The organism is Caballeronia sp. LjRoot34 (assembly GCF_964253815.1).
Lineage (GTDB): Bacteria > Pseudomonadota > Gammaproteobacteria > Burkholderiales > Burkholderiaceae > Caballeronia.
Genome location: NZ_CAXUSB020000003.1, coordinates 1,518,749 through 1,541,080, shown reverse-complemented (window position 1 = coordinate 1,541,080; position 22,332 = coordinate 1,518,749). Strand labels below are relative to the sequence as shown.

At 60.2% G+C, this 22,332-nt stretch carries 18 protein-coding genes; 5 read left to right on the top strand and 13 right to left on the bottom strand.

The window, feature by feature from the left end; translation table 11 throughout:
- Window positions 1-166 precede the first annotated feature (166 nt).
- Together ACSQ36_RS37810 and ACSQ36_RS37805 are read left to right on the top strand one after the other, a co-directional pair.
- Window positions 167-1,519, top strand: a complete 1,353-nt coding sequence (locus tag ACSQ36_RS37810; protein ID WP_436186062.1) for an LLM class flavin-dependent oxidoreductase — start codon at window positions 167-169, stop codon at window positions 1,517-1,519.
- Window positions 1,520-1,591: 72 nt separating this feature from the next.
- On the top strand, window positions 1,592-2,956 hold the full coding sequence (locus tag ACSQ36_RS37805; protein WP_436186061.1) for an LLM class flavin-dependent oxidoreductase: 1,365 nt from the start codon (window positions 1,592-1,594) through the stop codon (window positions 2,954-2,956).
- A 75-nt stretch (window positions 2,957-3,031) separates the two neighbouring features.
- Here ACSQ36_RS37805 and ACSQ36_RS37800 read toward each other — a convergent pair whose 3' ends face one another.
- Genes ACSQ36_RS37800 through ACSQ36_RS37785 form a run of 4 tightly spaced genes read right to left on the bottom strand, consistent with a single transcriptional unit; the run spans window position 3,032 to window position 8,274 of the window.
- Complete coding sequence (locus tag ACSQ36_RS37800) at window positions 3,032-4,813, bottom strand: dipeptide ABC transporter ATP-binding protein (protein WP_436186060.1); 1,782 nt, start codon at window positions 4,811-4,813, stop codon at window positions 3,032-3,034.
- The gene (locus ACSQ36_RS37795; RefSeq protein WP_436186059.1) at window positions 4,810-5,673 is read right to left on the bottom strand and encodes an ABC transporter permease; all 864 of its coding nucleotides are present in this window, start codon (window positions 5,671-5,673) and stop codon (window positions 4,810-4,812) included. Before ACSQ36_RS37795 ends, ACSQ36_RS37800 begins: the two co-directional genes overlap by 4 nt.
- Window positions 5,670-6,599: an ABC transporter permease gene (locus ACSQ36_RS37790; RefSeq protein WP_436186058.1), complete on the bottom strand. Its 930-nt coding sequence runs from the start codon at window positions 6,597-6,599 to the stop codon at window positions 5,670-5,672. Before ACSQ36_RS37790 ends, ACSQ36_RS37795 begins: the two co-directional genes overlap by 4 nt.
- A 1-nt stretch (window position 6,600) precedes the next feature.
- Entirely contained in the window at window positions 6,601-8,274 is a 1,674-nt protein-coding gene (locus ACSQ36_RS37785; protein WP_436186057.1) for an ABC transporter substrate-binding protein, read from the bottom strand.
- Window positions 8,275-8,558: 284 nt separating this feature from the next.
- On the opposite strand from ACSQ36_RS37785, the gene ACSQ36_RS37780 reads away from it, so the two are divergent.
- The 3 genes from ACSQ36_RS37780 (at window position 8,559) to ACSQ36_RS37770 (ending at window position 12,367) form a co-directional block, all read left to right on the top strand.
- Entirely contained in the window at window positions 8,559-10,925 is a 2,367-nt protein-coding gene (locus tag ACSQ36_RS37780; RefSeq protein WP_436186468.1) for a DNA polymerase II, read from the top strand.
- A gap of 219 nt (window positions 10,926-11,144) precedes the next feature.
- Window positions 11,145-11,411, top strand: a complete 267-nt coding sequence (locus ACSQ36_RS37775; protein WP_213765973.1) for a hypothetical protein — start codon at window positions 11,145-11,147, stop codon at window positions 11,409-11,411.
- Between the two features lie 392 nt (window positions 11,412-11,803).
- Window positions 11,804-12,367 carry a YSC84-related protein gene (locus ACSQ36_RS37770; RefSeq protein ID WP_436186056.1) on the top strand — a complete coding sequence of 188 codons (564 nt, stop codon included), beginning with the start codon at window positions 11,804-11,806 and terminating at the stop codon, window positions 12,365-12,367.
- A 225-nt stretch (window positions 12,368-12,592) separates the two neighbouring features.
- Here ACSQ36_RS37770 and ACSQ36_RS37765 read toward each other — a convergent pair whose 3' ends face one another.
- The 9 genes from ACSQ36_RS37765 to ACSQ36_RS37725 form a co-directional block, all read right to left on the bottom strand.
- Window positions 12,593-12,934, bottom strand: a complete 342-nt coding sequence (locus ACSQ36_RS37765) for an HVO_A0114 family putative DNA-binding protein (RefSeq protein ID WP_213765971.1) — start codon at window positions 12,932-12,934, stop codon at window positions 12,593-12,595.
- Complete coding sequence (locus ACSQ36_RS37760; protein ID WP_255631508.1) at window positions 12,931-13,251, bottom strand: toxin-antitoxin system TumE family protein; 321 nt, start codon at window positions 13,249-13,251, stop codon at window positions 12,931-12,933. Before ACSQ36_RS37760 ends, ACSQ36_RS37765 begins: the two co-directional genes overlap by 4 nt.
- Window positions 13,252-13,380: 129 nt before the next feature.
- Window positions 13,381-13,671, bottom strand: a complete 291-nt coding sequence (locus ACSQ36_RS37755; protein ID WP_436186055.1) for a nucleotidyltransferase family protein — start codon at window positions 13,669-13,671, stop codon at window positions 13,381-13,383.
- 120 nt (window positions 13,672-13,791) lie between these two features.
- Window positions 13,792-15,009: an ABC transporter substrate-binding protein gene (locus ACSQ36_RS37750; RefSeq protein WP_436186054.1), complete on the bottom strand. Its 1,218-nt coding sequence runs from the start codon at window positions 15,007-15,009 to the stop codon at window positions 13,792-13,794.
- Window positions 15,010-15,109: 100 nt separating this feature from the next.
- Entirely contained in the window at window positions 15,110-15,838 is a 729-nt protein-coding gene (locus ACSQ36_RS37745) for an ABC transporter ATP-binding protein (RefSeq protein ID WP_213765968.1), read from the bottom strand.
- Window positions 15,838-16,623 (bottom strand): ABC transporter ATP-binding protein, encoded by a 786-nt coding sequence (locus ACSQ36_RS37740; protein ID WP_213765967.1) that lies wholly within the window; start codon window positions 16,621-16,623, stop codon window positions 15,838-15,840. Before ACSQ36_RS37740 ends, ACSQ36_RS37745 begins: the two co-directional genes overlap by 1 nt.
- Window positions 16,620-18,542, bottom strand: a complete 1,923-nt coding sequence (locus ACSQ36_RS37735) for an ABC transporter permease (protein ID WP_436186053.1) — start codon at window positions 18,540-18,542, stop codon at window positions 16,620-16,622. The genes ACSQ36_RS37740 and ACSQ36_RS37735 overlap by 4 nt, the downstream gene beginning before the upstream one ends.
- A gap of 397 nt (window positions 18,543-18,939) precedes the next feature.
- Entirely contained in the window at window positions 18,940-19,422 is a 483-nt protein-coding gene (locus tag ACSQ36_RS37730) for a MarR family winged helix-turn-helix transcriptional regulator (protein WP_436186052.1), read from the bottom strand.
- 106 nt (window positions 19,423-19,528) lie between these two features.
- Window positions 19,529-22,303: a c-type cytochrome gene (locus tag ACSQ36_RS37725; RefSeq protein ID WP_436186051.1), complete on the bottom strand. Its 2,775-nt coding sequence runs from the start codon at window positions 22,301-22,303 to the stop codon at window positions 19,529-19,531.
- Between the last annotated feature and the right edge of the window lie 29 nt (window positions 22,304-22,332).

The following is a 22,332-nucleotide window of genomic DNA, read 5'->3' as shown; positions in this document are numbered from 1 at the left end:
AACCACCACCCCTGGCATAACCCCCAACCACCAACCCCAAAACCCACCCCCCGTCCACCGGCGCGAGCGAAATCTCCTTATCGTATATCGATCGGCGGATTTATTCGTCGCTTTGCGCGGCTGTCCGATCAAGAATCCAAAGTCAGCTAATAAGCGCTAGAGCAAGATGACCCAACTTCCCAACACTCCCCCGCGACAACTTCACCTCAACGTCAATATCCTGCATTCGGGTTTCGTTCCGTCCGCATGGCGCCTGGCCGACGCCAATCCTCAAGCGTTCATCGACGTCCGTCACTACGTGCGGGTCGCGCAAATCGCAGAAGCAGCCGGCTTCGACGCCGTGTTTCTCGCCGACAACGCCTCCATCGCCGACCAGATCGACTTTCGCCCGATCACCGCGCTCGAGCCGACCATCCTGCTCGCCAGCATCGCGGCAGCAACCTCGCATATCGGCGTGATCGGCACCGCGTCCACCAGTTACAACGAACCGTACAACATCGCGCGCCGCTTCGCCACGCTCGACCATGTCAGCGGCGGTCGCGCCGGCTGGAACGTCGTGACGACCGCGGACCTGGGCTCGGCACGCAATTTCGGCCGCGACGCAGTGCCCGATCACGCCGAGCGCTACGCACGCGCCGCGGAATTCACCAGCGTCGTCAAGGCGCTCTGGGACAGTTGGGAAGACGGCGCGATCATCGGCGATAAAACGAGCGGACTATTCGTCGATACCGCCAAGGTTCATCCCGTCTCGCATCAAGGCACGCATTTCTCGGTGCAAGGTCCGTTGAATGTGCCGCGTTCGCCGCAAGGACATCCGGTGCTGGTGCAAGCCGGCGCTTCCGGCGACGGCCGCGAGCTTGCGGCGCGCCATGCCGAGGCGGTGTTCTCGGCCTCGCAATCGTTCGACGAATCATTAGCCTACGGACGCGATCTGAAGGCGCGCGCAGCAGCCTTTGGGCGGGGTCCCGACGCCGTGAAGGTACTGGCGGGACTGACCACGATCATCGGCGCAACGGAGGCCGAAGCCTTGCGTCGCCGAGATGAACTGGTGGACCTGATTCCATGGAGTTATAGCCTCACCCGGCTGGCCGGTGTCCTGGGCGTGACGCCAGATCGTCTCAAGCTGGATGAGCAACTACCGGACAACCTGTCCCTGCCCGGCCAGGGCAACGGCAACCACACGTTCTTTCACGCCACGCTGGCGCAAGCCCGGCAGCACGGCTACACCGTGCGCCAACTCATTCGGGCGCTTGCGGGAGGCGGGGGTCATCGCGTTATCGTGGGCACGCCCGAGCAGATCGCCGATGACATCGAACGCTGGTTCAGGGCCGGCGCCGCCGACGGCTTCAACCTCATGCCCGATACATTGCCGGGTGGATTGCAGGACTTCGTCGATGGCGTCGTTCCAATCCTTCGCCAGCGCGGCATCTTTCGCACCGCCTACGAAGGCACGACGCTGCGCGAGCATCTCGGTCTGGCGCGTCCGGAGAACCAGCACTTATGGCGCAAAAGCGCCTGAGCATGCAGCCGCACCAAGCTAATTCACGCACGACGGCGTCCCCTTTCACGAAGCATCCCGATCCCACACTCCATGGCCAAGCGAACCGGACAACTGCGCCTAGGCGCCTTTCTTTATCCTGCAGGACATCACATTGCCGCGTGGCGGCACCCGGACGCCCAGGCTGACGCCGGCGTTAATTTCCGGCACTACGTGCAGCTTGCCCAAGCGGCGCAAGCAGCGAAATTCGATCTTCTGTTTCTCGCCGATGGCGTCGGCACCCGAGGCGATAACCTGGACTTCCTGAGCCGCACCGCTCACAGCTACATCGCGCAGTTCGAGCCCATCACGTTGCTGTCGGCACTGGCTGCCGTGACAGAGAACATCGGTCTGGTCGGCACGGCGTCGACCAGCTTCAACGAGCCGTATCACATCGCCCGCAAATTTGCATCGCTCGACCATATCAGCGGCGGCCGCGCGGGATGGAACCTCGTTACTTCGTCGAATGAGCATGAAGCGAAGAACTTCAATCGCGACAAGCATTTCGATCATGGCGAGCGCTATGATCGGGCGACCGAGTTTGCAGAAGTCGTCGACAGGCTTTGGGATAGTTGGGAGGACGATGCATTCTTGCGCGACAAGGAGCAAGGCCGTTTCTTTAATCCCGCCAAGCGTCACGTCCTCGATCACAAAGGACGCTTTTTCCAGGTCAAGGGGCCATTGAACGTTGCTCGCTCGCCGCAAGGTCAGCCGGTGGTCGTGCAGGCAGGATCATCGGAAGCTGGCCGGGCGCTGGCCGCCCGTACGGCCGAGGTTATCTTCACGGCGCAGCAAACCCTTCAGGACGCGATCGATTTTTATGCCGATGTCAAAGGCCGCCTCGAACAACATGGGCGTCATCCGGATGAGCTGAAGATCATGCCGGGAGTGATGCCCATTGTCGGGCGCACCGAAAGCGAGGCGCGCGAAAAGTTCGAGCATCTGCAATCGCTGATCGACCCGGCGGTAGGTCTCGCATTGGTCTCGGGCCTTACCGGTGGTTTCGACTTGTCGGCTTACCCGCTCGATGGCCCGATTCCCGAGCTGCCGGAAACGAACGCGAGCAAGAGCCGTCAACTGCTTACGCTTGAATTGGCACGGCGCGAAAATCTGACAATTCGCCAGCTTTATCTGCGCGTGGCGGGCGCACGCGGACATTGGCAAGTGGTCGGAACGCCTGAGCAGATCGCGGATCAATTGGAAGAACGCTTCGTCCAATATGGGGCCGACGGCTACAACGTCATGCCCGCGGTTCTGCCGGGCAGCCTGACTGATTTCATCGAACTGGTGCTGCCGGAGTTGCGCCGCCGTGGGCTGTTTCGGACGGAGTATGAAGGCCGGACGCTGCGCGCTAATCTTTGCCTTGCGCGGCCTGCTAACCAGTACTCTGCCGAGAAGGCAGGCGCGGTGGCGGCCTGAAGAGACAGAGTCGGGCGGGAGTTCAACATGAACACTGCCCGGCCGCAGCCGCCAGCTCTTTAAAGCGCGGAGCCGTCAGTACATCTCGTGCTCCGGTAACTGGCCTTCGGTCCTGATCTTGTCATCAAGGTATGAACGCCGAAACGCCGGCGTCGATGACATCAAAAGCTTCGTGTACGCATGCTCAGGTGCTGCGAACACGCGTTCGGCCTCGCCTTCTTCGACAATGCGGCCATCCTTGAAGACCAGCACCCGATCACTGATATGACGCACGACGTCGAGATCGTGCGAGATGAACAGCAACGACGTATGCAGCCGTCCCTGCAACTCCGCCAACAAGTCGAGCACCTGTGCCTGGACGTAAACATCGAGGGCGGACACAGGCTCGTCGCAGACAATCAGTGCAGGCTCCGGAGCAAGCGCACGCGCGATTGCCACGCGCTGCCTCTGTCCACCTGAGAGCCACGTTGGGCGACGGTCGAGAAACTCTGCGCTGAGTCCAACCTGTTCAAGCAGCCCGACGCTTTTCGCAAGCAACGCCGGCTTCAACAAGCGCTTCGACCACAACGCTTCTTCAAGCAACTGGCCCACTGTATGACGCGGGTCGAACGAACTGAGCGGATCTTGCGGAATATACTGAAGGCGTGGCCGCAAGTCACGGCGCGAGCGCTCGGAGACTCCGTTGCCGTTCCAGCGCGTATCGAGAAATTCAACGTTGCCGGCATCCGGCTCGACCAGTCCCAGAACAATGTTCGCACAGGTGCTTTTTCCGGAACCGGACTCGCCGACAATACCCAGCACCTCCCCTTCATGCACGGCGAACGAGACGTCCTGCAGCGCAGTAAAAGTCTCGCCGCGATGTGCGCCACGCCGCGAATAATGCTTGCCGATACCTTCAACGCGCAGCACGACCTTTTGCGAGCGGGCACGTCGCGGCGGCAAGGGCTCGCGCACGACCAGCGGCGCGTTGGCGGCGGTGTCCCCTTTGGCTTCGCCGTGAGCCGTCACTGCCGTCACGAACCGCGCCGAACTTAGCCGATACCCTCGCGACTGCGCCGACGGTTGCGCGGCCAGCAACTGCCGCGTATACGGATGCGAAGGATTGTTCAGCACGCTCTCGGTAGTTCCGCTGTCGACCACTTCACCGTTGTGCATTACGAGCACACGATCGGCCACACCGGCGACCACCGCCAGATCGTGGCTGATCAGCAGCACACCCACGCCCTGTTCGAGACGCGCCGCAAGAACCGCGAGGACCTGCGCTTGCACGGTCACATCCAGCGCCGTAGTCGGTTCGTCGGCGATCACGAGCGCGGGTCCCGCTGCTATGGCCGAGGCAATCAGCGCCCGCTGCCGCAAACCGCCGGACAACTCGTGCGCATACTGATTCGAGCGATGTTCCGGCTCGGCAATACCAACGTCCTGCATCACCGCGTGAACCCGCTCCCGGCGTTCGCGGCGCGACCGTGCGAGCCGATGATGCACCAGCACCTCGCCTATCTCCGCACCCACCGTGCGCAGCGGATCAAGCGAAACGAGCGCGTCCTGCATCACCAGTCCTGCGAAGGTGCCACGCAGCGAGCGCCAATCGTGCTCGCTGAAGCGCAGCGCCTGGCGTCCATCGATATCGAACTGGCTGGCATCGATCAATGCATGCGGTCCCGCCAGACCAAGCAGCGAACGCGCCGTCAGACTCTTGCCCGAACCCGACTCGCCCACCAGTGCCACGCACTCGCCGGCATGAATGGAAAGATCGACACCACGCACAAGCGGTTCGCCCCCGTTGGCGCCCGAAAAGCGAATGGTCAGGCCGCGGATATCGACTAGTTTTTTCGGCTGATGCTCGGTGGCTGTCATCGCGTTCGTCCCTCGACCTTGCGTTGCAAAAACTTGCCGATCACCGAAAACGCGATAACGGTCAGCGTAATCGCGAGCCCGGGGAATACGCTCGGCCACCACGCGACCCGCAACACGTCGCGGCCTTCGGCGAGCATGACGCCCCATTCGGGCGTCGGCGGCTGCGGCCCAAGCCCCAGGAAACTCAAACCGGATACCGCGATGATCGCGCTGCCAATGTCGATGGTCGCGATCACCGGCACGACAACCAGCACGTTGGGCAGCACATGACGCAGGAACACGCGGCTGCGCGAGAGCCCATAGCTCACAGCGTGCGTGACATAGTCGGCACGCCGCACCACGAGTGTCTGGCTGCGCAGCACCCGCCCGAATTTCGGAATGCCCGCGATGCCTACCGCGATCGCAATATTGACGATGCCCTGACCGAGAAACGTCACGACGAACAGCGACAACAGGATGGGAGGAAAGGCCGAAAGCACGTCGAACACGCGCGAAGCGGATTCATCGGTGAGACGTTTTCCGAGGCCAGCCGTCATGCCAATTACAAGTCCGATTGCCAGGCTCACGAGCATGCTGGCAAGTCCGATCAGCAGCGAATAACGCGCCCCGTAGATCACCCGGGAGAAAACATCACGGCCAATGCGGTCGGTGCCGAACCAGTGCTGCGCGCCGGGTGGCTGGAGCGTCTGCGCGATGTCGCTTGTGAGCGGATCGAAGTGCGTGACGAGCGGTGGATAAGCAATGGCAACGGCTAGCGCCAGCAAGAACATGCCAGCAAGCAATACGCTTGGGGGAATGGTCTGTATCGACCACTCCGAAGACCGCTTGGCGGGCGGGGCCGGATAAATGATCTCGCTCATTGGCTGCGCAACCTTGGGTCGATGAACAGATAGGCGACATCGAGCAGCGTCGAGATCACCACGTGGACGAAGGCCGCGAGCAGCACCACGGCGAGTACGACCGGCACGTCCTGCGCGGTGACCGCATTGAGCGTCACGCTGCCAATGCCGGGCCGTCCGAACATTTTTTCGGTAATCACCGCGCCGCCGAGCAGGCTGCCGATGAGCCAGCCGCCAAGCGTCACGACTGGCAGTAATGCATGCCGGAGAATGTGCCGAAAGCGCAGCGCAAGCTCGCCTACGCCCCGCGCACGGATCGTGGTGACGAAGGGTTTTTCCAGCGCCGCCTCAAGCGCCTCGCGCATCACTTGCGACAAGATGCCCGCCGTCGGCAACGCCAGCGTGACCGCGGGCAGCACGAGCGAACGCCAGCCGCTCGCGCCCGACACCGGGAAGAGGCGCAACTGGAACGAGAAGACGATCAGCAACAACATGCCGAGCCAGAATACCGGCGTGGAGGTGAACGTGAGTTCGAGCACCGACGCAATACGAGTACCCCATGCACCCTGTCTCGATGCCGACCCGGCGGTCAGCGTGGCAATCAGGATCGCCAGCACGATGGCCAGCAGCCCGGCCGATCCCGCCAGCTCCGCTGTCGGCAAAAGCTGGCTACGCAGCACGGCAGAAACAGGCTGTTGCATCACGAACGACGTGCCGAGATCTGCATGACCCAGCCGCAGCAGGAATTGCCCGTACTGCCAGGGAAGACTGCGATCGAGTCCCCATTGCGCCGCGATCGCTTCGCGCAAGCCGGGATACGCCAGATCCCCGGCAAGCACATCTTCGATACGTCCGGGCAATGCGTGAATAGCCACGAACGCGGCCGTAGCCGCAAGCCACAGCACGAGCACACCGGTCAGCAAGCGCGTAACGATCTTTTGAAGCATCTCAGCCTCCCTGCTTGGCCTGCCCGGTCTGTGCCTCGACCCACAGGTCGTAAGAACTCGCCGGGCCGTCCAGTTCCGGTTCAAAGCCGATACCATGCACGTTCGACTTCGCGGCCAGGTGATAAGCCGGCGCGAAAAGCGGCACAATGAACGCCTGATCCACCGCACGCGTCTGGATCTTGGCGAGCAGCTTGCGGCGCTCCTCGCCCACGGGCAAGAGACGGGCACGGTTGATATCGTCGACCAGGGTTGTGTCGGGATTCTTGATGGCGTTGTAGAGGAAACCCTGGTCACCCAGCATGTCCCATAGCTCCATGGCGACGTCCGATGGGTTGTCGGTGTTCGGATAGATGGTCCAGTTGCCGGTCGCCTTCTGGTTGGCAAAGTCACCTGCCGTGGTGATGCGCAAGCCGAGATCAAGCCCAATGTTCTGACGCAACTCGGACTGCACCGCGCGAATCAGCACGTCGCGGCTGTCGCGTACGTAGGGCTGCGGATAGCCGACCTCAATGGAGAGCCGCTTACCCTCGCGCGTACGAAAACCGTCGCTGTCGCGCTGCGTCCAGCCGGCATCGTCGAGCAGCTTGTTAGCCTCGGCTATCTTGTTGCCCCACGATCCTTTGAGACTCGCGTCGTAGTCCGCGTTGTCCGGTCCGATGTTCGAATAAGCGCGCCGCACCGTACCCAGATACACGCTCTTGACGATCCCGTCGAGATCGAAGCCGTCGCGCAACGCACGGCGCACGCGTACATCGTTCGCGGGCGCAACGGTGTAATTGATGTTGAGCGTGAACGAGGTCGTCGCCGACGGACCGGTCAGGTACTGGAATCCATCGACCTTGTCGAATACGGCGATATCGGTGGGCTGCACGCCTTCGATCAGATCGACTTGCCCCGAACTGAGCGCGCCCGTGCGTACAGCGGCTTCCGGAAGGAAGCGGTACGTGACGCGATCAAGATAGGCCGGGCCTTGATGCTGCGCGTTCCCGGGTCCCCACTGATAGTCCGGATTGCGTTCGAAGACCGCTGACTGGCCGCGCTGATACGACTTGAATACGAACGGTCCGGTCCCGACGATGCCGGGTCCGCCCCCGCACAGGTCCTTGTTCTCGGCGAGCGCCTTAGGCGAAATGAAACCGAGCTTCACGCTCGACAGCGATTCGAGTGTCGTCGAATCGGCCTGCTTCATGACGAGCTTGATCACCGTCGGCGACACAACCTCCGCATGGTCGAAATGCACCAGTAGCGAAGCCGATGCCGAGGTCGTGCTGACATTGTTCAGGATGTAGTCGAAGTTGGCCTTGACCGCTGCCGCGTTGAACGGAGTGCCATCGGTGAACTTGACGTCGTCGCGCAGCGTGAACGTGTAGCTTTTGCCGTCGTCCGCGACCGTCCATGACTTGGCCAGCCACGGCGCGTAGGTACCGTCGGTTTTCTTGCTGATCAATGAATCGATGAAATTGCGGATCACCCAGAACGCGTTTTGTTGCGATGAACGATGGGGATCGAAGCACGCGGGTTCCGTCGTGACACCCCACGTGAGCGCGCCGCCCGAAACCGGTTTGGCTGACGTTTGTTGCTGAGGCAAAGCGGATTCGGATTTGCTGCAGCCACTCAGTACTAAACCGGCACTGAGGGTCGTCACGCCCACGAGCGCGAGAAGTCTTGCGTTCATCTAACCGGATCCTGTCGAAGGTCGAGCGGCCCGTGGAAGGGTCCGCTGCGGTCATGCGGTCGCTTGAGGCGATCACGCGAAAATTGACCTTGCATCGTAGGCGGCGAGACAGGCATCGCAAACGTAGCAATTATTCTATGGATAGTGAATGCGATTTCATATCGATCGGAAGGATTGGCTTACGCTCGGGTGTTCAGACCGAGCGTGGGAAGCGGCAAACCGGACAGGAAAGTCGCGCACCCACTAAAATCCATACCGAAGACACGTTTTTTCAAGGTGAGCATCTGAGCGGGCATCAACAAGGTTTTATTCTGACGCGGCATTGGCGGGACACCGCCGATGGAACGGAGGTCGAATTCTGGCTGGCGACGGACGAGGGTCCCCGCCACCTGCGCTTGCGCCCACAGGATTCGGTCGCGTTCATTCCGGCTGAACAACGCGAGCGCGCCGAAATAGTCTTGCAGCGCGAGAAGCAGGTGAAGCTCCGCCCGCTGGATCTCGTCGACTTTAATCATCGGCCGGTTCTGGGCCTGTATAGCAAGCAATATCGGCAATTGACGGGGTTGGAAAGGCGCTTGAAGCAAGGTGGCGTCGATGTGTACGAAGCCGATGTCTTTCCGCCCGACCGCTACATGATGGAGCGCTTTATCACGGCGCCGGTCGTGTTCACCGGCGAGTCTCACGGAGACGGTCCGCTTCTGAACAGCGAGTTGAGGCCCGTGCCTGGCTATAGGCCGAACTTGAAACTGGTTTCGCTCGACATAGAAACCAGCGCGAAAACGGAGCTCTATTCCATCGCGCTCGAAGGCTGCGGCGAGCGTCAGGTTTATATGCTGGGACCGCCTAACGGCGACAGCAGCGGCATCGACTTCAAGCTTGAATACTGCGAAAGCCGCCCACTCCTGCTGGAAAAACTCAACGAGTGGCTTGAGAAGCACGATCCCGATGCGATCATCGGCTGGAACCTGGTTCAGTTCGATCTGCGCGTATTGCAGGAACACTCGCAGCTTTACCAGGTTCCACTGCGGCTGGGTCGCGGCGGGAGCGTGATGGAATGGCGGCAGCATGGTCTCACTCAAAACCATTTCTTCGCAGGCGCGGCGGGACGATTGCTGATCGATGGCATTGAAGCGCTCAGGTCGGCAACATGGAGCTTCCCTTCGTTCAGTCTCGAGTATGTCGCGCAGAGCGTGCTGGGTGAAGGCAAGGCCATCGACAACCCGTACCAGCGGATGGATGAAATCCAGCGTCGTTTCGATGAAGACAAGCCTGCTCTCGCACGCTACAACCTGAAGGATTGCGAGCTCGTCACGCGGGTCTTTGCGAAGACTGAACTGCTCCACTTCCTGCTCGAGCGTGCAACGGTCACCGGCCTGCCGGCTGATCGCAGCGGTGGATCTGTGGCGGCTTTTACGCACTTGTATATGCCGCGGATGCATCGGCAAGGCTTCGTCGCGCCCAATCTTGGCGATGTTGCCGGTGCGGCAAGTCCAGGTGGATTCGTGATGAATTCGCGTCCGGGCCTTTACGACTCAGTTCTGGTTCTCGACTATAAAAGCCTTTACCCCTCGATCATTCGCACGTTCCTTATCGACCCCGTCGGGCTGGTGGACGGTTTGCGCCATCCCGACGATCTGCACTCGGTGCCCGGTTTTCTTGGCGCACGATTCTCGCGCACGCGTCATAGTCTGCCGGCCATTGTCGATCAGGTCTGGAAAGGTCGAGAGGAAGCCAAGCGCGAGCACAACCAGCCGCTGTCGCAAGCGCTGAAGATCATCATGAACGCGTTCTACGGGGTACTGGGTTCCACCGGATGCCGCTTCTTCGACCCTCGCCTTGCCTCGTCGATCACCATGCGCGGTCATGAAATCATGCGTAAAACGCGTGAGTTGATTGAAGCCGAAGGATACGAAGTGATCTACGGTGATACGGATTCAACGTTCGTCTGGCTAAAGCACGCTCGAAGCGAGGAAGAAGCGGCGCGCATTGGCGGGGTGCTCGTCCAACGCGTGAATGCGTGGTGGCAGGATCATGTGCGAGAGCGCTTCGGCCTGGAGAGCGCCCTTGAACTGCAATTCGAGCGGCACTATCGCCGGTTTTTCATGCCGACGATTCGTGGCGCGGAAGAAGGCAGCAAGAAGCGTTACGCCGGTCTTAGCCTTCTGCCCGATGGTAGCGAAGAGGTGGTCTATAAGGGACTTGAAACCGTTCGCAGCGACTGGACCCCGCTCGCGCAGCGATTCCAGCGAGAACTCTATTTGCGAATCTTCAAGGGCGAGCCGTATCAGGACTATGTTCGCGACTACGTGCGGCGCACGCTGAGCGGCGAGTTCGATGAGTTGCTCGTGTATAGAAAGCGCCTGCGCCGGCCACTGGATGCGTATGAGCGCAACGTGCCGCCGCATGTCCGCGCGGCTCGCCTGGCTGATGAGTTCAACCGAGAGCGCGGCCGGCCGTTGCAGTATCAACGCGGCGGCTGGATCAGCTATGTGATGACGAGCGCGGGACCGGAACCGCTTGAAACCTTGCAAGCTGCCATTGACTACGATCACTACATGACACGGCAGTTGCAGCCCATCGCCGACGCTATCTTGCCGCTTCTGCAAAGCGACTTCCAGACGCTGGTCTCCGGTCAGCACGAGTTGTTTTAGCCACGACGATATCCACAGAAACTGTTGGCAAGGCTGTGGACAAGTCTTGGGGAGGTTAGGCAAGGTGTTGATTTGGTTCGGGCTTGGGCTCTTGCTTCGTCATGAGCGGGGCAAGAGCCGTATGCGTCGTTCCCGCGGTGCCCTCACCCGCTTCCTGAACCCCAAGCGTCATTGGCTTCGAGCGCGGGAATCGCAGGTGGAGCGATAGGGACGACCGGCATGACGGACGCATCGAAACCGGCAAAGAACTGCCGAGCCGCCGCGATGGTCGTAACTGCCGGGCAGATCTCGTCGGATATGGGGCTTCGAGACCCGGAACGGGTCGGGGTGTTTGTATCTGCGTTGTCGGTGGATATACTCGCCGCACAAAAAATTGAAATACCGAAACGAATTGCGATATTAATTCCATTATTTATTGAGTCCCTGATGCTTTGCCAAATGACAATGCTTGATATAACCTCCTACCCTATTAAACCCTCGATTTAATCTAAGCGAGAACCGCCGGGTCTGATCACTGAGTCTTCACAGATTGAATTTGCCGATCATCCAGGCTGGTTATGCTTGGTGCAACGCGGTCCTGGCTGATCCAGGCGATGAACACGCCTATTGTTATTAAGCGCGTCGACAATCGCCAACATTCGCAATGTTTTCTTGAATACTCCAAATAAGGACATTAAATATTCAATCATTTCAATAACAGCAACGGCAGTTGGTCAGTTTGTTGACTCAAGTTATTCACCCGCGCGCGGGGACACGTTCCAAATTAAAAACGCTAACCGTCACTACCATTGATAAAGCGCATCTGCATCGAATACCCAGCGAACCACCCCAGGCCGTATTCAACCGGATACGACCGATCTGCAAGCGGAGTTGACCTCATGGCCCAATGCATCAGACTGATCCTCGTTAACCTGCTGTTGCTGCTTGCGACCTCCTGCTCGACTTCGCAAATACCCCCGACCAACGGGGTCGACCCCGATCTGGAGGCAAAAGCGCGCGCAGCACTGCAGCAGTTGTATAGCACTACGCCCAATGCGAAGTTGCTCCAGTCCCGAGCGAAAGCGGTGCTCGTATTTCCGGAGATACTCAAGGCCGGTTTGATCGTCGGAGCCGAGGAAGGAAACGGCGTGATGTTCGGCGCGGATGGGAAAGTGATGGGCTACTACAACGCAACGTCGGTTTCGTATGGCCTGCAAGCCGGCGCACAATCGTTCCAGGAAGCCATGTTCCTCACGACCGATTCGGCCATCAAGTATCTGCAAACCAGCGGCGGCTGGTCGATTGGCGCAGGTCCAAGCGTTGTTATCGTGGATTCCGGCACGGCCCGATCGTTGACATCGACTACGCTGCAATCGGACGTCTATGCGTTCATTTATGGCCAGCAAGGGCTGATGGCCGGGGTCGGCATTCAGGGCCAGAAAATTTCCAAGCTCAGTCCGTGAGCGGTTGGTCGTGCAGATGATTGGCGAGTAATCCTTATGGTTCATCGGGCGCGTTCCCGGCACCCCACCGGTACGCGGCCGTATACATCTGAAAATCGAAGGTGCCGAACCTCAGCGCCTTCTTGTCGGTGGTCGAGTGCACGCACACCGTGTTGGAAAAGTCCTTCGTAATCTTCAGATCGAAATCCTGGCAGCCAAAGCTCGTACCGGGATGACCTTGTCTTCCTATGCTGCTTGCAGCATGAAATCGACGTGGACGGCCTCGTAAGGGAACACTATCGCGCCCTCTGCGTTACGTTCGATGACTCCGGCATCAAGCAACGCATGCACGTCTCGATGCACGGCTTTTACGTCTCGCCCCACGCGACGAGCAATCTCACGAATAGATAGCGGCCCGGTCCCCGTAGTGGCTTTGATGATGTTCCAACGCATTTGTGTAAGCGTCTGGAACAGCAGTTCCGGCGATTCGAATGTGATGTATGCGCCTTGCGCCTTGCCTTCGAACGCTGCCAAAAACCGCTTGTTGACGGTTTCGCGCGAGGCGACGCCTAGAGTTACGGTTTTCATGATGGGCTCCAGTTGTCTACGTCAGCCCAAAAATCCACGAGGAGCTGCGCAGGTGTCGAAAAAGAGTAGAGGGTTTCAACGTCGCCAATGTGACGGTGATCCCCCTTGCCGCGCTCGTTGTCGTATCGCAAAACGCACTCGCCCACGACGATATAGGCAAGGCTGTATTTGAACAGGTGAGCGCTGCCACGCAACGGCTCAGGCACCTTCCAAACAAGCAATTCGGCAAAAGCCTGCTCGTTGACTGCATGACGCTCTTTTAGTAACAAGGTGGCTTTCATGTTGGACATGATAACAACACTTTCAAGTGTTGTCAATTACTCCAACGCACTTTGTTACGAATCACAGCGTCGCATACAAGCTCACTCGCCTTGAACGTAGCCTTGTCCATATTGATGGTGTAGCTTCCTGCTGCAGCTAATCCGGCAAGGGTTGCTTGTTCCGACTCATACCGGCACCGCCTCAGCGACCACGGCTTCACGAAATTTGTCCGGTAGTGCGTTCGGAGTCAGCACGTCTACCGACACGCCAAGCAACTGTGCCAGTTGGCGCCGGATCGAACCGATATTCAACAGGGTCATCCCCGGTTCCGGGTCGACCAAGATATCCAGATCACTGTCTTCGGTATCTTCCCCGCGCAAGACAGAACCAAATACGCGCGCATTGACGGCGCGATTTGCCTCGACAATAACTCGGATTTCCGCGCGGTGCGCATCGAGTGCAACGGACGGTTTCATCGAACGAACTCCTTAGCTGGTTAACATCGGTCGGGCGCCAAGGCCAAGATCATGTGCGAAACCGCGAACCAACACATTCAGCCCGCTTCCGCGGGCCGTTTTCACACACAGCGCAACAACTCAATCCGCTGCGCGCAGCTTCGCCACTTCCGCATCGGAAGGCTGGACGCTCGCACCATCGATATACCGATAGTTCGTCATGATGCCCTTGCCGTCCTTCAACGCCGAGGTGCCCACATACGCGCCCATCGTCGACTGGTTGTCCTGTGTGCGGTACGTGATGGGACCAAACGGTGTATCGACCTTCAAGCCCTTGAACGCCGCCGCAAGCTTGTCCGGATCGGTCGACTTGGCCTTCTTCAGGCCATCCGCAATCGACATCAACGCCGAATAACCCACCACCGATCCAACGCGCGGATAGTCGTGATATTTCGTCTCGTAGGCCGCGACGAACTTGCGATTAGCAGGGGTATCGATGGAGTACCACGGATACCCCGTCACGATCCAGCCAACCGGCGCCTCGGACCCGAGCGGATCGAGATATTCAGGCTCGCCCGTCAGCAACGACACCACGGATACATCCTTGAACAAGCCACGCGTATTGCCCTCGCGCACGAACTTGCCCAGGTCGGCGCCGAACTCGACGTTGAAGATTGCATCGGGCTTCGCGTCCGCGAGCGCTTGCGTAACCGCGCCGGCATCCAGCTTGCCAAGCGGGGCCGCCTGGTCCGCAACGAACTCAACGTCAGGCTGCGCCGCTTTCAGCAAACGCTTGAACGTCGCCACGGCGGACTGGCCGTATTCATAGTTCGGATAGACAACCGCCCAACGCTTCTTGTGCAGCTTGACGGCTTCAGGTACGAGCATCGCGACCTGCATGTAGGTCGACGGACGCAGCCGGTACGTGTACTTGTTGCCGTCCTGCCAGACAATCTTGTCGGTCAGCGGCTCAGCAGCCAGGAAGAAAACCTTGCGTTGCTTGGCATAGTCGGCAAGCGCCAGGCCAGTGTTCGACAGGAACCCGCCGAACAACAACGAGACCTGCTCACCCGTGACCAGTTCCTGCGCCACGCGCACGGTGTCACCCGGATTGCCGTTGTCGTCGCGCGAGATGACTTCGAGCTTCTTGCCGTCGATACCCCCCGCCGCGTTGACCTCATCGAGCGCCATGTTCCAGCCATTCTTATACGGGCCGAGGAACGCAGGCTGCGATTTATAACTGTTGATTTCGCCAATCTTGATGGTCTGAGCGGCAGCGCCAACTGACACCAAAGCGGTGGCCAGGGGCGCAACCATGAAGGCGGTTAAGCGCAGCAACGATCCAACACGCGTGGTCATAGTTTTTCTCTCCGGATAAAGCGGCTAGGTTGAATGCTAAATGACATGGCTAAGGCTGATTGAAAGATACCCCTGGTCGATCTTTGCTTGGGCTGCGCGCTTAAACACTCAGATAGGCTCGCCGCACTCCTTCATCGCGGGCGAGCTCGTCTATCGTGCCGCTAAAGCGTATCTGCCCTTTTTCGAGCACATACGCGCGATCGCTGACGAGTTCGGCGAAATGCATGTTCTGCTCGGACAACAAGATGGATAGCCCTTCGCGCTTCAACTCGAGAATCATGTTCGCCATCTGTTCGACAATGATTGGCGCCACGCCTTCCGACGGTTCATCGAGCAGGACCAGCGTGGGATTGCCCATCAGCGTACGCGATACGGTCAGCATCTGCTGCTCGCCGCCGCTCATCTGGCTGCCCGGGCGATTCGGCATCTCGCCAAGATTCGGGAACAGGCGGAACAGTTTTTCAGGCGTCCAGCGGGGTGCGTCGTCGCGCGGCGGCTGGCGGCCGGTATCGAGATTCTCCATGACTGTCAGATCGCCGAACACGCGCCGGTCTTCGGGCACGAAGCCCATGCCGAGTCGTGCAATACGGTACGGTGGCAACTTCGCGATGTCGTGCCCGCAGAAATGGATCGCACCCTGACGCGACGGCAGCATGCCCATCAGCGCTTTCATCGTGGTCGATTTGCCTGCGCCGTTGCGGCCCATCAGTGCGACCACTTCGCCGCGGCCGACTTCGAGTTCAACGTCGTACAGGATCTGCGCGCGGCCATAGAACGCGTTCAGGCCGGAGACTTTCAACATGCTCTTGTCTTGCGTGGATGTGCTCATCAGGCGACCCCGTCTGCTGCAAGCGATGCACGCGGCGTGAAGGATTTTCCCGTGCCGAAATACACTTCGCGCACACGCGGATCGTTGCGGACGGTTTCCGCATCGCCCTCGCCAATCAGCTTGCCGCGAGCAAGCACGATCAGCTTGTCGGCGTAAGCGAACACCACGTCCATGCTGTGCTCGGTGAAAAGCACACCGAGCTTGTGGTCGATCACCAGTTGTTTGGTCAGCGCCATCAGGTCGTTGCGTTCCTTGGGCGCCATGCCCGCCGTCGGTTCGTCCATCAGCAGGAGTTTCGGTTTATTGGCAAGTGCAATGGCCAGTTCGACGCGCTTCACATCGCCATAAGCCAGCACGCCGCACGCACGCTTCGCATGCGCCGCCATGCCGACTTGTTCGAGCAGGGCGAGCGCTTCATCGGCGTGAATGGACGATGCCGGTTTCCACAAGTTGAATAGCTGGTGGTCCCGCGAAACGAGCGCCATCTGCACGTTTTCAATCACCGTCATCGAATTGAAGGTCGCGGCAATCTGGAAGGTGCGGCCAACGCCGAGACGCCAGATATCGCGCGGACGTTTGCCGGCGATCTCGTGGCCGTCGAACAGGATCGAGCCTGAACTCGGTCTCAACTGTCCGTTGAGCATGTTGAAGCAAGTCGACTTGCCGGCGCCGTTCGGACCAATCAGCGCGAGCAACTGGCCGGCGTGCAAGTCGAAGGAAACGTCGTCGACCGCTTTGACGCCGCCGAATGACCTCGCAAGATGAGAGACGCGCAGAAGGGTCACAGGGCCTCCTTGGCGGGTTGGGAGGCCACGCTTCCATCGGCATTTTTATGCGAGCCGAGCTTATCCCGCACGAACCCCACGATCCCCTGCGGGAACGCGATCACCAGCACGAGAATCGCTGCGCCCAGCAGGGCCTCCCAGTAGTCCGTCTGACGCGCGACCGTATCTTGAAGCCAGGTGAACACCGCCGCGCCGACAATCGGCCCAGTGAGTGTCTGCAAGCCTCCCAGCAGCACCATGACGAGCCCGTCGACCGAACGCCCGACGCTGATCACTTCCGGCGAGATCGACCCCTTGGAGAATGCATACAGCGATCCCGCGAGGCCGCAGAACAATGACGCGATAATGAAAGCGACCCACTGCACGCGCTTCACATCGATACCAATGGCTTCAGCGCGCAAAGTGGAATCGCGAGAGGCACGCATGGCATAACCGAGGGGCGAGAACAACATTCGCCTCAGGAGCCAGACGCCCAGGACAGCGAACACCAGGGTCACGTAGTAATACGCCACCGTCGAGCTGAGCCAGCTCGACGGCCACAGATTGAGAATGCCGTTGCTGCCACCGGTCACCGCGTCCCACTGGAACACGATCGACCAGACGATCTGCGCGAAGGCCAGCGTCAGCATCGCGAGATAGACGCCCGACAAGCGCACACAGAACCATCCGAACACGATCGCCCCGACGCCCGCAAGCAAAGGGCCGAGCACGAGCGCGGCCTCCATCGGCAGGTTCAGGACCTTCAGGAATAACGCTGCGCCATACGCGCCCAGGCCGAAATACGCGGCATGACCGAACGAATGCATGCCGCCCGGACCCATGATGAAATGCAGGCTCGTCGCAAACAAAACCGCGATCAGGATCTCGACAAGCAGCACGGGCATGTAGGGAAACACGCCTGAAAGCAGCGGTGCGAGCACAAGTACGGCGAGCACAAGACCAGCGAAAATTTTCAGGCGGGTATCGGCGGGACGCAGTGGTGTTTCAGCGGCGGCCATGGTGCGAACCGCGGCCTGCGCGCGGCCGAGCAGACCCCACGGCCGCACGACTAGCACGATAGCCATCACTACGAACTCGGCCACCAGCGTAAACTTGCTCAACGAAAACACCACGCCGCCAATGGTGACGTCGCCTATGCCAATGCATAGCGCCTTGATCTCCGCGATCAGCAACGCGGCCACGAACGCGCCGGGAATCGAGCCCATTCCGCCGACCACCACCACGACGAACGCATTGCCGATCGTATCGATATCAAGCGACAGATTCGCCGACATGCGCGGCACCTGAAGCGCGCCGCCAAGACCCGCGAGAAATGCGCCGATAAAAAACACGCCCGTAAATAGCCAGGCCTGGTTGATACCGAGTGCACCAAGCATTTCCCGGTCACCGGTCGCCGCGCGCACGAGCGTGCCCCAGCGCGTTTTAGTCAGACCGAACCAGAGGATAGCCAGCACCACGGGACCGATCACGATCAATGCAATGTCGTAGGTGGGCAATGCGTGGCCAAGCAGATTGACTGCGCCGCCGAGCAGCGGAGCGCGCGGCCCGAACAGGTCTTCCGGGCCCCAGATGTACAGCGCGGCGTCGCGAAAGATCAGCACCAGCGCAAAGGTCGCCAGAAGGTGGAATAACTCGGGTGCCTGATAAATGCGACGGAGCACGATCACTTCGACCAGCGCACCCAGCACGGCAACGACGAGCGCGGCTGCAAGCATCGAAAGCCAGAAACCGGCGACGGTCGAACCAAACCGGCTGGCGATGCTATAGGCCACGTACACGCCAAGCATGTAGAACGAGCCGTGCGCGAAGTTGACGATTCGCGTCACGCCGAAGATCAACGACAAACCGGACGCGACAAGAAACATGGCGCAGGCGTCCGCTAGTCCGTTGATGAGTTGTATAGCCAGATTCGAAAGCATCGACGCCTCTATCGCTCGAGATTCATCAAGGTGTACATGTCCGCAAGCTTGCTTTTTACAGCGATGTCTTTGCCTGCTGATACAAATGTACACACTCTAATTCTAGTCTTCTATGCAATGACCATGCCCACTTTATAGCTAGTGACTTGTACTAGGTATCGTGGCGTTTATCCCTTGTTTTATCGGGCTTTATAGCTAACGCTAAGCTGACAGCCATGCAAGGATGCTGGTTGTGCTGCACCTTATAAAATCAGCGTACACGCCATAATCGCTTTTCCGGTGCGACGGTCCCGCTATTGGTGCAATGCGAGGAAGCAGCGGATGACATTGCACCAAATGAAGCGGCTAAATATTAAGCGCGGCCATAACCGCGCAAACGCACTGAACACAATCGCGCTTACTCGGCATCGGGCGCACTTAGCTTGCGCAGCAAATAGAGCACGGCCACTCGCTCCGCTTCGTTCAGCTCGCCCATGGTCAGTTCGCTGATACGCAAGGCGGTTGGCGTGATCTGCTCAACCAGGCTTTCACCCGCCCGCGTCAGTTGCACCGTCACCTTTCTGCGGTCGTCGGGATTTGTCTGCAACTCGATCAACTCGCGTGTCCTCAGACGTTCAATTATGCCGCGCACTGTGGCTGCATCGATCGCGGTCGCCTTGCCCAGGTCGCTCATTGAAGATGGTCCTAGCCTTCGGCTGGCACTCAATACCGCAAACTGCACGGCGGTCAGTTGAGGGTCGTCGATGGTCTGGCTGAAGATGGCGAGATGGCGCTGATAGGCCTTGCGAAGCAGATGCCCGATCTGCTCCGACACCTCATAGCGGGACACGGCGTCCTGTGCAGCTTGCGATGAACCGGAAGGAAGCTTCGAAGGCGCCATGATAGTTCGAATGTCGGTGAGGTGGAATGGTGGGACGGGGATAGCCGCTCGCGCGGACCGGCCGGCGCAATTCGTCAAGGTAACCGGAGCAACATTCTCCCTGGCGCTAATGCACGTGTTTCCGGATTCGCGCCGACGCCTGAGCCACGTCTTTCCACGACGCTTCATTCGGTGCGAATGAAGCCCGGATATAAGACACGAGATCGGCAATCTGATGGTCGTCGAATGAATCCTTGAAGCCCGGCATGTAACCAAGCGCATCGGTTGCGGGCGCATCAATGCCATTCTGGATGACGTTCAGCAGATTGTCCGGCGTCGCTTCGCTCACGCTGGTGTTCAGCGAGAGCAGCGGACGCACGCCGAAGTTGCCGACGCCACCCGTCGCAGCATGACAGACGGCGCATGCGCCCTCAAAGATCCGCCGGCCGCTATCGAGTCCCTGCAGGGTCACGGCGTCCGTGGCGGGATCGTGCGTGGGTTTTGAAACAGGAACAGCAGCGGGAACAGCGGCCGGCTGCGGCGACAGCGACGCCACGTAATGCGCCATCGCGCGCACGTCCTCTTCCGGCAGCGTCGACAAGCCCGCGACGACCGGCGCCATCGGGCCAGCCGCGACGCCATGTTCATGCGAGAAGCCCGTCTTCAGATAGTCGTACAACGCCTGCTCGGTCCATCGCACAGGCGCTTTCGAATTGGCGACAAGCGACGGCGCCACCCAGCCTTCGGCGCTCCCGCCTGTCAGGTACAAGCGACCGCCCTTCTCCGCCCCGAATGCATTGCGCGGCGAATGGCACGCGCTGCAATGTCCGGCGCCATCCACGAGATACGCGCCGCGATTCCACAACGCCGAACGCGTTGGGTCGGGCTTGAACTCGCCCTGTTTCAGATAGAGCGCATTCCATCCAGCGACCAGTGCGCGCTGATTCAGCGGAAACGGCAAGCGCGTGGCGGGCGGCGTATTTTCGACCGCCGGCTGCGACATCAAATACGCGTACAGCGCGGTCATGTCGGCCTCGCTCATCTTCGTGAACGCGGTGTAGGGGAATGCCGGATATAGATGATGGCCGTCGCGTGAAATGCCCTGGCGCATCGCCCGGTCGAACGCGGCGAACGACCAGTTGCCGATACCCGTCTTCGGATCGGGCGTCAGGTTGGTCGTGTAGACCATGCCGAAAGGCGTTTCCAGGCCCAGGCCACCGGCATTGACCACGCCGCCGGGCGCCGTATGACAGACCGCGCAATCTCCGAACTCGGCAATCTGGCGGCCGCGGGCGATGGTGGCATCGGACCAGGTCGATGCAGCCGGGCGGGCGATCGCTTCAATCGGAGCACGCAGGGGCCACGCGGCGCAGGCCAACCCGATCAGGCTGCCCACCCCACCGGCCGCGAGCGCGGTCCACAGCGAGCGTTTTACGCGCCTCAGTCCGCTGCCGATCGCCCCTTCCGGCTCGCGGGTACGCCCAAGCGCCGCAAGCACGCGTTCCGGCGTGAAGGGCGGCGCCCGAAAACGCACACCGGTTGCATCGTAAAGCGCATTGGCGATAGCCGCTGCCGCTGGCGAGACATCGATTTCCAGACGATCATTGGCCGTCACCTGCGTAGCGACCTCGCTGCTCGCCGCCGATGCGGGAGCAAGTTCATGCGATACGGCTTGCGCACCCGGCGTCTCGTCGTGCGAGGGTCGCGCGGTGAGTTGCAGACCCAGGGCACGCGAAGCCACAGCAGCGATCTGCCGGGCCGGAATTCCATTCAACCGGCCAATCCTGCGCCGGCCGCTCGCCCGCCCCGCTACCACCCGCTTAAGCGCAACGTCACCGGTCAGGCGGTTTACATCGAGATCGACGATCCACGCCGAATAGTCGGGCGTCGGGTTATCGCCGGATGCGGCATCGTGTTTGTCGAACGCGAAACCGCGGCCATGTGCGACTTCGTTGTTCGCGCGGCGAGTCTTGCGATCCGGCTTACCGGCGTTCCACGCTGCCCGCTGCGCCACCGTGTCGATCAGTTCCCTCGCGCCGCCATACTCCACCGGATCGAGGTGATCGAGACGAAACGAAACCGGATCGCGATGATGATCGCGCGCGATTTCATCGACGAAAGACTCGCGTGCAAAGGTATGCGCCGAGCCGGGAATCAGCGCGGCGGGGTCATCGACAAGCGACGTGGCACGGGATGACGAATAAGGACCGGGATCTTGCGCAACGGCTTCTCCGCCGGTTAAGCCCGGCGTTCGCGCCATGTAGCGCCAGTCGAGCAGCGCGCCTTCGCCGTCCAGCGACGCCGCGACGCATACTTCTGCCTCCCTGACCTGAGACACCGAGATATAACCGCCAACGCATATCGCCCGGCCAGTCTCCGCCATCAAAACAACCGCAGCAAGCGCGGCATGCGTGGCGATTAGCGGATCACCGTACTCATCGAGGGAATGCAGCGCAAAGCGGTCGGGCAACAGGCCCGTGATAGCGGCAAGCTTCGCCCGTAGATCCGCAGTCTCGGGAGCACTGCTCCAGACCGCGATACTCCCGGCCTCGTTGCGCGCAATGGCCTCGCACGGCACCAACCTGTCCGCCGGAATCGGCCATATGTAATGCGCTTCCTGCTGCAAGCCTGAGTGTTGCACGGGTAACGAGGCGGTGTCGCCGGCATGCTGCGCACGAGTCGATAACACCAGCCGGCAAGCAGCGTCGTGTGCCTGCTCGAAACGCTCCGCCACGAACGCGGCCACGTTGCCCACAACCACCCAGCGCACACCAGCTTGCACCTCCAGCTTGTGCCCAAACGCGAGCAGCGCAGCGTCGGCATTTCCCAGCACGCACGCGTGAAGCATCGACTCGGGCATCAGCACGGGTCCGCCAGAACTTCCTTCATGCACGGCGTCCATTACATCGGGTCCATTACAGGGCGTCCATT

What these genes read in the sequence shown, in the direction of transcription:
- ACSQ36_RS37810 (WP_436186062.1), top strand. Translation starts at nt 167, where the DNA reads ATGACCCAACTTCCCAACACTCCCCCGCGACAACTTCACCTCAACGTC.
- ACSQ36_RS37805 (WP_436186061.1), top strand. Translation starts at nt 1,592, where the DNA reads ATGGCCAAGCGAACCGGACAACTGCGCCTAGGCGCCTTTCTTTATCCT.
- ACSQ36_RS37800 (WP_436186060.1), bottom strand. Translation starts at nt 4,813, where the DNA reads ATGACAGCCACCGAGCATCAGCCGAAAAAACTAGTCGATATCCGCGGC.
- ACSQ36_RS37795 (WP_436186059.1), bottom strand. Translation starts at nt 5,673, where the DNA reads ATGAGCGAGATCATTTATCCGGCCCCGCCCGCCAAGCGGTCTTCGGAG.
- ACSQ36_RS37790 (WP_436186058.1), bottom strand. Translation starts at nt 6,599, where the DNA reads ATGCTTCAAAAGATCGTTACGCGCTTGCTGACCGGTGTGCTCGTGCTG.
- ACSQ36_RS37785 (WP_436186057.1), bottom strand. Translation starts at nt 8,274, where the DNA reads ATGAACGCAAGACTTCTCGCGCTCGTGGGCGTGACGACCCTCAGTGCC.
- ACSQ36_RS37775 (WP_213765973.1), top strand. Translation starts at nt 11,145, where the DNA reads ATGACGGACGCATCGAAACCGGCAAAGAACTGCCGAGCCGCCGCGATG.
- ACSQ36_RS37770 (WP_436186056.1), top strand. Translation starts at nt 11,804, where the DNA reads ATGGCCCAATGCATCAGACTGATCCTCGTTAACCTGCTGTTGCTGCTT.
- ACSQ36_RS37765 (WP_213765971.1), bottom strand. Translation starts at nt 12,934, where the DNA reads ATGAAAACCGTAACTCTAGGCGTCGCCTCGCGCGAAACCGTCAACAAG.
- ACSQ36_RS37755 (WP_436186055.1), bottom strand. Translation starts at nt 13,671, where the DNA reads ATGAAACCGTCCGTTGCACTCGATGCGCACCGCGCGGAAATCCGAGTT.
- ACSQ36_RS37750 (WP_436186054.1), bottom strand. Translation starts at nt 15,009, where the DNA reads ATGACCACGCGTGTTGGATCGTTGCTGCGCTTAACCGCCTTCATGGTT.
- ACSQ36_RS37745 (WP_213765968.1), bottom strand. Translation starts at nt 15,838, where the DNA reads ATGAGCACATCCACGCAAGACAAGAGCATGTTGAAAGTCTCCGGCCTG.
- ACSQ36_RS37735 (WP_436186053.1), bottom strand. Translation starts at nt 18,542, where the DNA reads ATGCTTTCGAATCTGGCTATACAACTCATCAACGGACTAGCGGACGCC.
- ACSQ36_RS37730 (WP_436186052.1), bottom strand. Translation starts at nt 19,422, where the DNA reads ATGGCGCCTTCGAAGCTTCCTTCCGGTTCATCGCAAGCTGCACAGGAC.
- ACSQ36_RS37725 (WP_436186051.1), bottom strand. Translation starts at nt 22,303, where the DNA reads ATGGACGCCGTGCATGAAGGAAGTTCTGGCGGACCCGTGCTGATGCCC.